13 protein-coding genes are annotated in these 13,894 nt (G+C 74.2%); 6 read left to right on the forward strand and 7 right to left on the reverse strand.

The window, feature by feature from the left end; all coding sequences use genetic code 11:
- Positions 1–91: 91 nt before the first annotated feature.
- Together LWC33_RS00515 and LWC33_RS00520 are read right to left on the reverse strand one after the other, a co-directional pair.
- Positions 92–1,570, reverse strand: coding sequence for an aldehyde dehydrogenase (locus LWC33_RS00515; RefSeq protein ID WP_233302106.1), 1,479 nt, complete (start codon positions 1,568–1,570; stop codon positions 92–94).
- A gap of 77 nt (positions 1,571–1,647) precedes the next feature.
- Positions 1,648–2,898: an aminotransferase family protein gene (locus LWC33_RS00520; protein ID WP_372476526.1), complete on the reverse strand. Its 1,251-nt coding sequence runs from the start codon at positions 2,896–2,898 to the stop codon at positions 1,648–1,650.
- 110 nt (positions 2,899–3,008) lie between these two features.
- Here LWC33_RS00520 and LWC33_RS00525 point away from each other — a divergent pair, with 110 nt between their 5' ends.
- The 3 genes from LWC33_RS00525 to LWC33_RS00535 all read left to right on the forward strand — a co-directional run bounded on the left by LWC33_RS00525 (position 3,009) and on the right by LWC33_RS00535 (position 4,859).
- The gene (locus tag LWC33_RS00525) at positions 3,009–3,755 is read left to right on the forward strand and encodes a dienelactone hydrolase family protein (protein ID WP_233302107.1); all 747 of its coding nucleotides are present in this window, start codon (positions 3,009–3,011) and stop codon (positions 3,753–3,755) included.
- Between the two features lie 3 nt (positions 3,756–3,758).
- Entirely contained in the window at positions 3,759–4,016 is a 258-nt protein-coding gene (locus tag LWC33_RS00530; protein WP_233302108.1) for a DUF6295 family protein, read from the forward strand.
- 75 nt (positions 4,017–4,091) lie between these two features.
- The gene (locus LWC33_RS00535; RefSeq protein ID WP_233302109.1) at positions 4,092–4,859 is read left to right on the forward strand and encodes a DUF5995 family protein; all 768 of its coding nucleotides are present in this window, start codon (positions 4,092–4,094) and stop codon (positions 4,857–4,859) included.
- A 7-nt stretch (positions 4,860–4,866) separates the two neighbouring features.
- Here LWC33_RS00535 and LWC33_RS00540 read toward each other — a convergent pair whose 3' ends face one another.
- From LWC33_RS00540 to LWC33_RS00560, 5 genes are read right to left on the reverse strand one after another with little or no spacing between them, the layout of a single operon-like run.
- Positions 4,867–6,537 (reverse strand): thiamine pyrophosphate-dependent enzyme, encoded by a 1,671-nt coding sequence (locus tag LWC33_RS00540; protein ID WP_233302110.1) that lies wholly within the window; start codon positions 6,535–6,537, stop codon positions 4,867–4,869.
- The gene (locus LWC33_RS00545) at positions 6,530–7,846 is read right to left on the reverse strand and encodes an MFS transporter (RefSeq protein WP_233302111.1); all 1,317 of its coding nucleotides are present in this window, start codon (positions 7,844–7,846) and stop codon (positions 6,530–6,532) included. The genes LWC33_RS00540 and LWC33_RS00545 overlap by 8 nt, the downstream gene beginning before the upstream one ends.
- Entirely contained in the window at positions 7,843–9,462 is a 1,620-nt protein-coding gene (locus LWC33_RS00550) for an amidohydrolase (RefSeq protein ID WP_233302247.1), read from the reverse strand. The genes LWC33_RS00545 and LWC33_RS00550 overlap by 4 nt, the downstream gene beginning before the upstream one ends.
- A gap of 2 nt (positions 9,463–9,464) precedes the next feature.
- Entirely contained in the window at positions 9,465–11,138 is a 1,674-nt protein-coding gene (locus LWC33_RS00555; protein WP_233302112.1) for an urease subunit alpha, read from the reverse strand.
- Positions 11,135–11,716 carry an urease subunit gamma gene (locus LWC33_RS00560; protein WP_233302113.1) on the reverse strand — a complete coding sequence of 194 codons (582 nt, stop codon included), beginning with the start codon at positions 11,714–11,716 and terminating at the stop codon, positions 11,135–11,137. Before LWC33_RS00560 ends, LWC33_RS00555 begins: the two co-directional genes overlap by 4 nt.
- 74 nt (positions 11,717–11,790) lie before the next feature.
- Here LWC33_RS00560 and LWC33_RS00565 point away from each other — a divergent pair, with 74 nt between their 5' ends.
- The 3 genes from LWC33_RS00565 to LWC33_RS00575 are packed head-to-tail and all read left to right on the forward strand — an operon-like array spanning position 11,791 to position 13,873.
- On the forward strand, positions 11,791–12,996 hold the full coding sequence (locus tag LWC33_RS00565) for a PucR family transcriptional regulator (RefSeq protein WP_233302114.1): 1,206 nt from the start codon (positions 11,791–11,793) through the stop codon (positions 12,994–12,996).
- Between the two features lie 11 nt (positions 12,997–13,007).
- A complete protein-coding gene (locus LWC33_RS00570; protein WP_233302115.1) occupies positions 13,008–13,385 on the forward strand; it encodes an ArsR/SmtB family transcription factor in 378 nt (125 codons plus the stop codon).
- Positions 13,386–13,387: 2 nt separating this feature from the next.
- Complete coding sequence (locus LWC33_RS00575; protein WP_233302116.1) at positions 13,388–13,873, forward strand: SRPBCC family protein; 486 nt, start codon at positions 13,388–13,390, stop codon at positions 13,871–13,873.
- Positions 13,874–13,894: the final 21 nt, after the last annotated feature.

Raw genomic sequence — 13,894 nt, forward strand, 5'->3', positions numbered from 1 at the left:
CCCACCCCGACAGATCCCACCCCCCCGAGAACCCGCCGAGCGCGGTCAACGGTGCTCCGGCACCACCGACCGCGCGCGGGCGACGGAGCCGCTACCCCAGGGTGAAGGGGTCCCGGGTGCCGCCGGTGAGCTCCACCCAGACGGACTTGTTCTCCAGGTACTCGTCGACCGCGGCGACGCCGTTCTCCCGGCCGAGCCCCGAGGCGCCGAAGCCACCGAAGGGCACGCTGGGCGCCACCACCCGGTAGGCGTTGATCCACACCGAGCCCGCCCGGATCCGCGCGGCGACGCGGTGCGCCCGGTGCACGTCCTTGGTCCAGACCGCGCCGGCCAGCCCGTAGGGCGTGTCGTTGGCCAGCTTCACCGCCTCGTCCTCGTCGGTGAAGGTGTACGCGGACAGGACCGGGCCGAAGACCTCCTCGCGCACCACGGTCGACGTCGGCCCGACGCCGGTGAGCACGGTCGGCTTCACGAAGTACCCGCCGAGCCCGTCCTCGGCCGCCCCGCCGTACGCGACGGTCGCGCCCTCGTCCTGCGCCGTTCGCAGGTAGCCCAGGACCTTCTCGTACTGCGGCGCGTTGGCGACCGGGCCCATCTCGGTCTCCGGGTCGTTCGGATCCCCGAGCCTGATGGTGGCCGCGCGCTCGGCCACGAGCCGAACCAGCTCGTCGTGCACCGACTCGTGCACGATCAGCCGCGACCCGGCCATGCAGGTCTGCCCGGTCGCCGCGAACACCCCGGCGATGAGCCCGTTCGCCGCCGCCTGCAGGTCGGCGTCGGGGAACACGATCTGCGGCGACTTCCCGCCGAGCTCGAGGGTGACCTTGTTGAGGTTCTCCGCCGCCGCGTGCGCGACCGCGCGCCCGGTCGCCGTCGAGCCCGTGAAGGCCACCTTGTCGACGCCCGGGTGCCCGGCCAGGTGCGCGCCGACCTCCCGGTTCAGCCCGGTCACCACGTTCACGACGCCCGGCGGGAACCCGGCCTGCTCGATCAGCTCGGCGAAGCCGAGGGTCGACGCGGGCGCGTGCTCCGACGGCTTGACCACGATCGTGCAGCCCGCCGCCAGCGCCGGGGCCAGCTTCCACGTCATGAGCAGCAGCGGCGAGTTCCACGGCGTGATCGCCGCGACCACCCCGACCGGCTCGCGCCGCGTGTACACGAGGTAGTTCGGGTTGGGCGAGGGGATCTGCCGGCCCTCGATCTTGTCCGCCAGCCCGGCGTAGTAGTGGTACCAGGACCCCAGCCCGTTGAGCTGCCCGATCATCTCCCGGTACAGCTTCCCGGAGTCGTTCACCTCGAGCCGGGCCAGCCGCTCGGCGTTCTCCCCGACGAGGTCGCCGAGCCGGCGCAGCAGCGCGGCCCGGGCGAACCCCGTGGTCCGGCCCCACTCGCCGTCGAGCGCGGCGCGGGCGGCGGCGACCGCGGCGTCGACGTCCTCGGTGCCGGCGTCGGGGATCTCCGCCCACGCCTGGCCGGTGTAGGGGTTCTGCGACTCGAAGGTGCGTCCCGACGCGGCGTCGGCGGGTTTGCCGCCGATCAGCATCCGGAACCGTTCCAGCCCTGCGCTCATGCCCGTCCTCCTCGACGTCTCCGGGCCCGACCCTAGGGGAGTGGCATGCCACACTCCAGAGGCGTCACGCGACCCCGTCACGCCACATCGTCGAGTCCCTTCCGGACGGCGTCGGCGAGCAGGTCGAGGTGCTCCTCGGTCGCGGTGAGCGGCGGGGAGAAGCCGAGCGAGGAGACCATCGGCCGGACGAGCACGCCGTGCTCGCGCACCGCGTTCGCGACCACACCGGGCAGGCCGGGCGTCGCGGCGAGGCGTTCGGGGTCGAGCTCGAGCGCGCCGAGGAAGCCGGTGCCGCCCCGGGCGTGGTCGACGAGCGGGTGGTCGGCCAGGCCGGCGAGGCGCTCGGCCAGCGGGCCCTCCAGGTCGGTGGCCCGCTCGAACAGGCCGTCGCGCTCGTAGACGGCGATCGTCGCGATCCCGGCGGCGCAGGCGGCGGGGTGCCCGGAGTAGGTCTGGCCGTGCCGGAACACCCGGCCCGGCTCGTCCCAGAACGGGGCCGCCACCCGCCCCGACGCGACGACGCCGCCCAACGGCTGCACCCCGGACGTCACGCCCTTGGCGAAGACGACGAGATCCGGCCGCACCCCGAAGCGCTCGATGCCGAACCAGTTCCCGAGCCGGCCGAACCCGCAGATCACGGCGTCGGCCACGAAGAGCACGCCGTGCCGCGCGCACACCTCGGCGGCGGCTTCGAGGTAGCCGGGCGGGGGCGGGAGCACGCCACCCGCGCCGATCACGGGCTCGCAGAAGAACGCGGCGACCCGCTCGGCGCCCAGCTCGCGGATGGTCTCCTCGAGCATCTCGGCGTCGTTCCACGCCGTCTGCACGACGTCCGGCACGAAGGGCGGGGCCACCCGGTTGCCGGGGATGCCGGCCAGCGAGGTCCCGAGACCGTGCGTGCCGTGGTAGCTGTGCTCGCGGTGCAGCAGGATCGTGCGCTCGGGCTGCCCGGTCAGCGCGAAGTACGCCCGCGCCATCTTCGCGGCGGTGTCGATCGAGTCCCCGCCGCCGCTGGTGAAGAACACCCGCGGGTCGTCGAGCGGGGCGCGGGCGGCGATCTCGTCGGCCAGCCGCAGCGCCGGCTCGTTCGCGAAGTCGGTGAACAGGTGGTAGGCGTCGAGCGTCCGGAGCTGGGCGGCGACCGCGTCGACGATCTCCTTCCGCCCGTGCCCGGCGTTGGCGTACCAGAGGCTGGCCGTCGCGTCGAGGTACCGGGTGCCGGCGGCGTCCCAGAGCCAGACGTCCTCGGCGCGGGTGATCGTCACCTGCGACCGCCGTACCGCGTGCATCGCGGCGAACGGGTGCCAGAGGGTCTCGGTGCCGGTCACGGTGTCTCCTTCGGATCGGTTCGGACGGTACGTGCGCGGGTCCGGCTCGCCGGGGCCACGCTCGGGAGAGTAAGCAGGGCGGGAACACGAGATCTTCGAGGAGGCGCGAAGTGGCGTACGACGCCGTGCTGGCCGAGACCGTGGGCATCCGCGGCCACGGCGACGACCTGGTCGAGGCCTACACCGCCCGGCCGCTGGCCCCCGGCCCCCGCGGCGGGGTCATCGTGATCCACCACATGCCCGGTTACGACCGGGAGTCCAAGGAGGTCGTCCGTCGCTTCGCGGTGCTCGGCTACGACGCGATCTGCGTGAACCTCTACAGCCGCGAAGCGCCCGGCGCCGCCCCGGACGACGCGGCCGCGACCGCCCGCGCCCGGGGCGGCGTGCCGGACGAGCGGTTCGTCGGCGACGCGAGGGGCGCGGCCCGGTGGCTGCGCGACCTGCCGACGTCGAACGGCAAGGTGGGCTCGATCGGCTACTGCTCCGGTGGCCGGCAGGCCTTCCTGACCACCGTCGAGGTCGACGTCCAGGCGGCCGTGGACTGCTACGGCGCGTTCGTCGTCGGGACGCCGCCCGAGGGGTTCCCGCTGCAGGTGCAGCCGCTCGCCGACCGGGTCCCCGAGGTGCGGGCACCGATCCTGGGCCTGTTCGGGAACGACGACTCCTACCCGTCGCCCGAGCAGGTCGACGAGCTGGAGAAGCTGCTGCAGGAGAGCGGCAAGACCTACGAGTTCCACCGCTACGACGGCGCCGGGCACGCCTTCTTCTCCGTCGACCGGCCGAGCTACCGCCCGGAGGCGGCCGTCGACGGCTGGCGCCACGTCGAGGCGTTCTTCGCGACTCACCTGGCGGGCTGACCCGTGTGCACCTACTCCACGGAGAAGATCGAGGTCGCGCGCAGCAGCGGGAAGGGGCCCGAGGGCTGGTTCCCGCTGCGCACCGCCACGGTCTACTACGACCACCCCGTGCACGCCCCGGACGAGCACACGGTCAACATCGACTTCCTCAACCCCGAGCAGGGGCCGGGGGCGCGGGTCGCGGTGGAGCTGAGCCTCGACACGGCCCGTGAGCTGCTGGCCGCGCTGCAGACGACCGTGGAGCGCGCCGCGCACCACTGAGCGGTATTCCCGGGCCACCGTTCGTGCTCTCCTCTTCCGGGGCGGACGACGAGGGGAGCACGGACGGTGGCGACGGTGGCACGGAACCTGACGGACTGCTGCAGCGAGGTCACGAGCATCCCGGACGTGGTCAAGGTGCTCGGGGCGATCCGGGACGCGTCGGCCGAGGACATCCTCGCACCGAAGGTCGACGGGATCTCGTGCTTCTCGCGGCTCTACACGATCATCACGCAGAACGTGCTCGACACGGTCGAGGGCAACAAGCAGGAACGGACGTTCCAGGACCCGGCGTTCCTGACCGAGCTCGACCTGCAGTTCGCTCGCCGCTACCTCGCGGCGATCAGGGCGTACGAGGCCGGCGAGCGGAGCACGCCGCGGGCCTGGAGCGTGCTGTTCGACCGGCGCCGCGACCAGGACATCCACCACGTCAACTTCGCCGCCGCCGGCGTGAACGCGCACGTCAACTACGACCTGACGTTCGCGCTGCTCGAGACCTGGAAGAAGTACCCACCGACGGCCGCCCGCCGGTCCGACTACGACCAGGTCAACGACATCTTCGCGGAGGAGATGGACCAGCTCCGCGAGGACTTCGGCGCCTTCCTCGCCGAGACCCGCGACGGTGGCCTGCTCGACCGCTTCGGCAACTCGGCCTCCGACCTGGTGGTCCGGCTGACGCGCGGGCTGGCGTGGGACGCCGCGCACGACGTCTGGCAGCACTACGACTCCACCCAGGATGGTGGCGGGCAGAAGTATCAGGACAGCTGGGCCGACGCCGACCGCCGGCTCGACCGCAGCGCCCAGCTCCTCGGCTGGATGATCCTCAAGTCGCCCGACCTGCCCTGACCCCACCTCACACCCCGCGCGGCTGGAGGATCTCCGGGTCGACGTCGAGGTGCAGGACCGCGGCCCGGCCCCCCGCGACGGCGGCGAGGGCGCGGTCGAGCGCGGCCGGGACGTCGTCGGTGCGGGAGACCCGCTCCCCGTGCAGGCCGAACGAGCGGGCGAGCGCGCCGAAGTCCGGGTTGACCAGCGCGGTGCCGCTGGGCCGGCCCGGGTGGTGGCGCTGCTGGTGCTGACGGATCGTGCCGTAGCCGGAGTTGTCGGCGATCAGCACGAGCGGGGCGGCGCCGTACGCGGCGGCGGTGGCGAGCTCCTGACCGTTCATGAGGAAGCAGCCGTCGCCGGCCACGCAGACCACCTGCCGGCCGGGGTGCACGAGCGCGGCGGCGACGGCCGCGGGCAGCCCGTAGCCCATCGCCCCGTTGCGCGGGGCGAGCAGCGAGGGGAAGGCGTGCCGCGGCAGGAACCGTTGCGCCCAGATCGCGTGCTGCCCGGCACCGTGGGCGACGATGGCGTCCGGCGTCATGCGCTCCGCCAGCGCGGCCGCGGCGCGGTCGAGGTCGACGAACTCGCCGTCGACCGGCCCGCCGGGCGTCGCGAACCGCTCGCGGGCCGCGCGCAGCTCGTCCCACCAGGCCGGGTCCGCCGCGGGTCCCTCGGGCAGCGCGGCGGCGAAGGCGGCCGGGGTGGCGAGCAGGTGCAGGTCGACGCGGCGCTGGTGGGCCCGCAGGTCGGGGTCGGCGGACACGACGACCGTCGGGGCCTCGGGGTTCCCGTGGGTGTAGCCGCCGGACAGCACGTCGCCGTACTGCCCCCCGACGAAGAGCAGCAGGTCGGCGCGGTCGAGGGCGTCGAGCAGTCCCGGGTCCGAGCCGTAGCCGAACCAACCGGCGTAGGCCGGGCTGTCGTGGTCGACCATGTCCTGGCACCGCCAGTCCGCGACGACGGGGAAGCGCCGCCGCTCGCACCAGGCGGTGACCGCGGCCGTCGCGTCGGCCGTCCAGCCGGTCCCGCCGACGATCACGAGCGGCCGCTCGGCCCCGGCGAGGAGCACCTCCAGCTCCTCCGCCTGGGCGGGGGAGACCGCACCGCCGGAGAAGGCACGCGCGGGGACGACCGGCGCCGAGGTCTTGGCCGTGAGGACGTCCTCGGGCAGACCGATCACCACCGGGCCGGGCCGGCCCGCCGTCGCCACCGCGAACGCCTCCGCGACCTGCTCGGCCGCCCGCTCGGGCCGGTCGAGGGTGATCACCCGCTTCGCGGTGGTGCCGAACCATCCGCCGAGGGAGAACTCCTGGAAGGACTCCCGGTCCCGGTCGGCGACCGGGATCAGTCCGACGAGCAGGACCAGCGGCGTGGCGTCCTGCCACGCGGTGTGCACCGCGATGGCGGCGTTGGCCGCGCCCGGGCCGCGGGTCACGGCGGCGACGCCGGGCCGGCCCGTCAGCCGGGCCTCGGCGATCGCCATGAACCCGGCCCCGCCCTCCTGCCGGCAGACGACCATCTCGACCGGGGAGTCGTGCAGCGCGTCGAGCACCTCGAGGTAGCTCTCGCCGGGCACGCCGTACACCCGCGGCACCCCGAGCGCCTCCAGCTGCGCGACGAGCAGCGCCCCCGCCGTCCGTTCCACGCCGGTCCGCTCCGTGCGTTCCGTGCCGGTCCGTTCCGTCCCGTCAGCCACGGACGTCCTCCACGACCTCGTCGTCGCGCCCCAGCGCGACCTTCGGTGCGAGCATGCCCGAGATCGCGGTGATCAGGGCGATGACGATCAGCAGGACCGCGGCGGTCCACGAGGCCCCGCCGGCCCCGGCGAGGAAGGCGGCCGCGACGAGCGGGACGAACCCGCTGACCACGCCGGCGACGTTGGCCGACAGGGCCACGCCGGAGTACCGCAGCCGCGCCGGGAACAGCTCGGTGAGCAGCGCGCCGGAGACCGCGTAGGGCACCGACAGGCAGGCGACGCCCAACGTGACGCCGATGATCACCAGCGTGGCCGACCTGGAGTCGATCAGCCAGAACATCGGGAAGGCGGCGATCGCCGAGAACACGGCGCCGGCGACGGTGATCCTGGCCGCGCCGTACCGCTCCGCGAGCCGGCCGCCGGTGATCAGCACGGCGATCTCCACCGCGGCCGCGACGAGCGTGGCGGCGAGCATCAGCGACGACGGGAGCTTGAGCGTGGCCGTGCCGTAGCTGATCACGAACGTGGTGGCCAGGTAGAACCCGCCGACGCCGAGGAACGCCGAGCCGGCGCCCACCAGCAGCTGCGGGAGCGAGTGCACCACGACGTCCTTGACCGGCGAGCTGGCCCGCTCGTCCTCGGCCAGCAGCTGCTCGAACAGCGGCGACTCCTCGACCCGGCGGCGCAGGTACAGCGCGACGCCGAGCAGCGGGAAGGCGATCAGGAACGGGATCCGCCAGCCCCAGGAGTCGAAGCTGTCCTTCGGCAGCGCGGACACGGCGAGGAATGCGCCCGACGACAGCAGCGTGCCGATGGGCGAGCCGATCTGGGGCATCGCCGCGTACCGGCCGCGCTTGTCCTTCGGCGCGTGCTCCACGGCGAGCGTCACCGCGCCGCCCCACTCGCCGCCGACGGCGATGCCCTGCAGCAGGCGCAGCGCGGTGAGCGCGATCGGCGCGAGCACGCCGATCGACAGGGCCGTCGGCAGGACGCCGATCACACCGGTGACGACGCCGATCATGGTCACGGTGATGAGCAGGCAGGTCCGCCGGCCGATGCGGTCGCCGAGGTGCCCGAAGAGGATCGCGCCCAGCGGCCGGGCGGCGAACCCGACGGCGAAGGTGGCGAACGCCGCCAGCGTGGCCGCGACCGGCGAGCCGGTGAAGAACAGGTGGTTGAACACCAGCGAGGCGGCGGTGCCGAAGAGGAAGAAGTCGTACCACTCGAGAGCGGTGCCGACGAAGGCGCCGAAGGCGACCGTGCGCGCCTCGCGATCGCTGACGGTCGCGGCGCGGACCGGTGAGCTCATGACAACTCCAGGGGATCGAGACCGAGCGTGGCGGAGCCGTGGGTGGGGCGGCCGCCGAGGAGGGTCGCGACCACCTCGGTCGCGCCGATCCGGTCGGCGGGCAGGGACAGCGGGTCGTCGCCGAGGACGACCAGGTCGGCGTGCTTGCCCGGGGTGAGCGAGCCGCGGACGTGGTCGTCGCCGGCGGTCCAGGCGGCGTCGAGGGTGTAGGCGCGCAGGGCCGCCTCGGCCGACACCCGCTCGTCGGGGCCGAGCACCGCGCCGTCCCGGGTGCGTCGCTCGACCATGGACTGGATGCCGAGCAGCGGCGCCCCCGACGCGACCGGCCGGTCCGAGCTGCCGGGCACGCGCAGCCCGGCGCGGTGGAAGCCGGCCACCCGGTACAGCGAGTCGGCCCGGTCGGGCCCGACGGCGGCGGCCATCGTGTCGCCGATCTCGTACAGGAACCGGGTCTGCGGTACGGGCGTGACGCCGAGGTCGGCCATCCGCGCGATCTGCGCCTCGCTGGTCACGGCGGCGTGCTCGATCCGGTGCCGCACCTCCGGGCGCGGCCGCTCCTTCTGGGCCTCGGCGAACGTGTCGAGGGCGAGGTCCACGGCGCGGTCGCCGATGGCGTGCGCGGCGACGGTCCAACCGGACACGTGCGCGTCGACCACCCGCCTGCGCAGCAGCTCGGCGTCCTCCTGCAGGTAGCCGTGGGAGTGCCGGTCGCAGAAGGGGTGCAGCATCGCCGCGGTGCGGGCCACGAGCGAGCCGTCGAGGAAGATCTTCATCGGCCCGAGCCGCAGCATGTCGTCGCCGAAGCCGGTGCGCAGGCCGAGGTCGAGGCCGAACCGGTCCGGGTCGCTCGCGTGACCGCGCAACGGGTGCAGGGCGTCGGAGACCGGCATGACCTGCACGCGCACCGGCAACGGGCCGGCCTGCTGGTAGGCGCCGAGCTCGAGCCCGGAGCGCCCGATCCAGCCGCCGCCCACGCCGCACTCGGTGACGTGGGTGAGGCCCTCGGTCGCGTAGACCGCGGCGGCCCGCCGGATCGCCGCCGCGAGGTCGTCGAGCGGGTAGGGCACCACGAGGTCGGCGACCAGGTTCTGGGCCTGTTCCTCGAGCGTCCCGGTCGGCCCGTCGGCGTCGGTGACGACCACGCCGCCTTCGGGCACCGGCCGGTCGCCGATCAGCTCGAGCACCGGCGAGTTGACCGTGCAGACGTGCCCGGAGCGGTGCTTGAGCCAGACCTTGCGCCCACCCGCGGCGCGGTCCAGCGCGCGCCGGTGCGGGTGCCCGCCGAGGGTGGTGTCGTCGTAGCCGGCGCCGGTCACCCAGGCGTCGGCGGGCAGGGTCGCGGCACGCTCGGCGACGGCCGCGTAGAGCGCGTCGAGGTCGGGCAGGCCGGCGAGGTCGATGTCGGTGAGGGACTGGCCGAACCACGCCATGTGGTTGTGCGCGTCGCCGAAACCGGGGACCACGGTGGCGCCCTGCAGGTCGATCTCGCGGCGGGCGCGCACGCCGTCGGGATCGAGGGCGAACACGCGGCCCTGGTGGATCGCGACGGACCGGGCGCGGGCGTGGTCCTGGTCGAGGGTGTGGACGGTCGCGTTGTGCAGCAGCAGGTCGATCATGCTCATCCCAGGTGGTGGAGCCGGGTCAGGGGCAGGGCGGGCGAGCGGTGCAGCGGGACGTCGCGGCCGTCGACGCGCACCGGGATCGGCTCGGGGGCGACCTCGACCCGGGGCGTGGCGGTGTTGTGCAGCATGTCCGCGCAGGTCAGGCCCCGGCTGTCGGCGATGGTCGCGTAGGTGTGCCCGCGGGGCAGGTTCCCGTGGTCGGCGTGCCGGGACACGAACACGTGGGCCAGCCGCGCCGGGGCGGTGCCGAGACCCCCGTAGAAGGGGAGCATCCGCCGCGGCTGGGTCAGCCGGGTGGAGCCGGACCCCGAGCCGGCGGCGCCCCAGGCGACGAACCCGGACTTGAGCACCAGGTCGGGCTGGGCGCCGAACCAGGCCGGGTTCCACAGGACCAGGTCGGCGAGCATCCCGGGCCGGACCGAGCCGACGTGGTGGGCGAGCCCGTGTGCGACCGCCGGGTTGTGCGTGAGCTTGGCCAGGTAGCGCAGCACCCGGGCGTTGTTGGCGATGTCGGGGCCGGTCTCGCCGGCCAGCGTCGCCTGCACGTGCGCGAGCTGCCAGGTCCGCCGCGCGGTCTCGCCGATCCGGCCCATGCCCAGGGCGTCGGAGTTGACGATCGCGATGGCGCCGGAGTCGTGCAGGGCGTTCTCGGCGGAGATCGCGTGCTCGCGGATGCGGCCGGCCGCGATGCTCACGTCGCTGGGCACGTGGGCGTGCCCGCGGTGCACCGTGAGGGTCATCGGGCCCAGCTCGGCGACGGTCGACGGGGTGAGCGGCAGCGTCGGCGTCGTCGACGAGGTGAGGACGTTGTCCTTCGAGACGATCTGCAGCAGGTCGGGATGCCCGCCGCCGCCCTCGACGTGGTACGCGTGCACCGTCCGGCCGCCGACGGCGTCGAGGGTGTCGGCGAGGTAGCCGGACTCGTTGAGCGTGTCGGTGTGCAGGGCGACGGGCAGGTCCGCGCCCTCCGCCACGCCCAGGCACGTGTCGATCACCGGGGGCGTGGCGCCCCAGTCCTCGTGGATCTTGAAACCGCCCGCGCCCGCGGCCACGGCCTCCTCGAGCAGCCCGGCGCTGGTGGAGCTGCCGCGGGCGAGGAACGCGGCGTTGATCGGCACGTCCGCCCAGCCCTCGATCAGGGTGTGCAGGTTGCGGCGCGGGTTGGCGCCGACGTCCCAGACCCCGCCCATCCCCATCCCGACCAGCGTGGTCACGCCGGCGGACAGTGCCGCGGCGGCGAGATCGGCGTTGGACAGGTGCACGTGCGAGTCCACGACGCCGGGGGTGCAGATCAGCCCCTCGCCCGTGATCATCGCGGTGTGGGCGTCGACCTCCAGCTCGACCCCGGCCTGGACCTGAGGGTTCCCGGCGCGGCCGACCCCGACGACCCGGCCGTCCTTGATGCCGATGTTGGTCTTGCGCACGCCCAGCAGCGGGTCGACCAGCACCACCCCGAGGACGATCATGTCCAGGGCGCTCGCGCGGTCGGCGGAGCTGCTGACGAGCGCGCCGTGGCGGGCGGTCTTGCCGCAGCCGCCGAGCAGCTCCTCGCCGGGCTCGGTGTCGTCGGCCTCGACCTCGATCCACAGGTCGGTGTCGCCCAGCCGGATCCGGTCGCCGGTCGTCGGCCCGTACAGGCGGGCGTAGGCGCGGCGCTCGACGGTCGTCATGCGTGTGTCCTCCCCATCCGGACCACCGGGACCTCCCGCTCCGCGCCGGCCTCCACCTTCAGCGACGTCCCGGCCGGCAGGTCGAGGCGGAAGCCGCCCGCGTCGGCGAGGTCGACCGCCAGCGCCGGGTTGAGCCGGTCGAGCTGGACGTGCGAGGAGACCCAGATCGCCAGGTGTCCCCGGTTGTGCAGGCGCGCGGTGCCGCGCTCGCGGCCGGGCGCCAGCTCGCGGGGCGGGCCCTCGGCGCGGACTGCCCCCGGCCCGTCGGCCCGCGGGGTGCCGAAGGGCCGGTCGACGTGTACGAGCACCGAGCCGTGCGGGAACAGGGCCTCGACCTGCAGCGACGGCACGGCGGAGGCGACGCCCTCGACCAGCCGTTCCGGGTCGACGACGGTGCGGGCCCGGGCGACGACCTCCTCGTAGGGCAGGTCGTCCCAGGCCATCTCACAGATCTCGTCGCAGACCAGGGCGACGGCGTCGGGCGCGCCGAGCTTCGCGCCGCGGTCGAGCCGACGGCGCGCGAGCGAGGCCGCGCTGTGCAGCAGCAGCCGCTCGGTCTCTCGCGGGGTCAGGTGCACGGGCACAGCGTGACCATTCGGTCACGGGGCCGGTAGCACTTCGTGCAGCGTGATGTGAGCTGGATGATGTGCAGATGCACAACCGGCGTGACACTGCAGCGATCCCGGCCGCGAACCCGGCCGACGACGCCCGCTGGGCCGTCCTGGTGGGGCGGCTGCGGGTCGACTCGGGTGGCCTGGTCGACGAGTTCGTGGACAAGGTCCGCCGGATCGCCCCGTACGGCCGCGGCCTCGTGCCGCCGGACCGGCTGGTCGCCGACGCGGACCTGACCTTCGACCACCTGCTGCGGCGGATCGCGGGCCAGGACGTCCCCGACCGGCTCGCGGCCGTCGGCGAGTCGATCGGGCGGGACCGGGCCCGCCGCGGGGTCCCGCTCAACGAGCTGCTCTCGGCGGTGCGGCTCGACTTCCGTGTGCTGTGGTCGGCCCTACGCGAGCGGGCGACGCCGGAAGAGCGCGACGTCCTGGTCTCGCGGGTCGAGCAGGTGTGGGCGGTGGTCGAGGACTACACGCTGCAGGTCCAGTCCAGCTACCAGGAGGAGGCCGCGCTGCTCGCGCGCGAGCGGCTCGGGGAGCGGACGGCGCTGGTCGGCGAGCTGCTGGGGAGCGAGAACCCCGATCCCGACCAGGTCGAGCGGGTGGCGCTCGCACTGGCCGTCGACGTCGACGCGGACTTCCTCGTCGCCGCCGCCGGTGCCGCGTCCGGCGCCGGTCTGCGGCGCGTCGCCGAGTCCCTGGCGGCGCGGGGCCGCATGGTGCACGTGCAGGCGGCCGGCGCGCACAGCGTGCTGATCGCGGCCTGGCAGGGCGGGACCGGCGCGCCGGTGCGGGCGGTGCTCGACGGCGTGCAGTGCGGGGTCGGGCCGCTCGCCCACGGGCTCGCCACCGTGCCGCGGTGTGCGCGGCTGGCGACCGAGATCGCGTCGGTGACCGCGGGGCCCGGCCCGGTCGAGGTGGGCGACGCCTGGCTGCCGCTCGCCGCGGGACGGCTCTCCGACACCGCGGCCGAGCTGGTCGACTCGGTGCTGTCCGGGCTGGCGGAGGCGGCGCCGGGGGAGCGGGACCGGCTGCTGGAGACGGTGCGGGCGTTCGCGGAGTCCGGCTCCATGAAGGAGGTGGCGGAGGCCTCCTTCTGCCACCGCAACACCGTGCTCAACCGGTTGCGCCGCTTCACCGCGCTGACCGGGCGCGACGTCACGAGGCCCACCGACGCGGCGGTGGTCCTGCTGGCGCTGGCCGCCGCGAACCGGGGGCTTGTCGCGCTGGGGCCGATGCCCTAACGTACAACCATGTGGTTGTACGTGAGCGGATCGCCGGCGGGCTGAGTCCGGACGAGATCGACCGGATCTTCCACGGGCTGGCCGACGCGACCCGGCGGGACATCGTCGAGCAGGTGCTGCGCGAGGCACAGTCGATCTCGACGCTCGCCCGCCGGTACGACATGAGCTTCGCCGCCGTGCAGAAGCACGTGGCGGTGCTCGAGCGGGCCGCGCTCGTCACCAAGCAGCGACGTGGACGGGAGCAGCTCGTGCACGGCAACCCGGAGGCCCTGCAGCGGGCCGCCCGCCTGCTCGACGACTACGAGCGGATCTGGCGGCACCGCGTGCGGGCCATCGAGGACGTCCTCGCCGAGGACGCCCTCGCCCGAGACCCGGAGGAGAGGACGTAACCATGACCGTGATCGACGTCCGCAAGGACCCGCAGGCCCTCACGCTGACCTTCGTCGCCGAGTTCGACGCCCCGGTCGAGCAGGTGTGGCAGGTGTGGGCGGACCCGCGCCGGCTGGAGCGGTGGTGGGGCCCGCCGACCTGGCCTGCGACGTTCGTCGAGCACCGGTTCGTCGTCGGCGGGCGGTCGCGCTACTACATGACCGGCCCCGAGGGGGAGAAGGCCGGCGGGTGGTGGCGGATCACCGCGATCGACGAGCCCCACCGTCTGGAGTTCGACGACGGCTTCGCGGGCGAGGACGGCGAGCCGAACACGGACATGCCCACGACCCACGCGACCGTGACGCTGGAGCCCACGGGCTCGGGCACCCGGATGACCACCGTGACCACCTTCCCCACCCTCGAGGACCTCGAGAAGCTCGCCGCGATGGGGATGGAGGAGGGCATGCGCCTCGCCATGGGGCAGATCGACGCGGTACTGGCGGGCTGAGGCGGGTCGCCCGCGGGCGTG

The sequence above is a fragment of the Pseudonocardia terrae genome (assembly GCF_021343995.1).
In the GTDB taxonomy this organism is placed as follows: Bacteria; Actinomycetota; Actinomycetes; order Mycobacteriales; family Pseudonocardiaceae; genus Pseudonocardia; species Pseudonocardia terrae.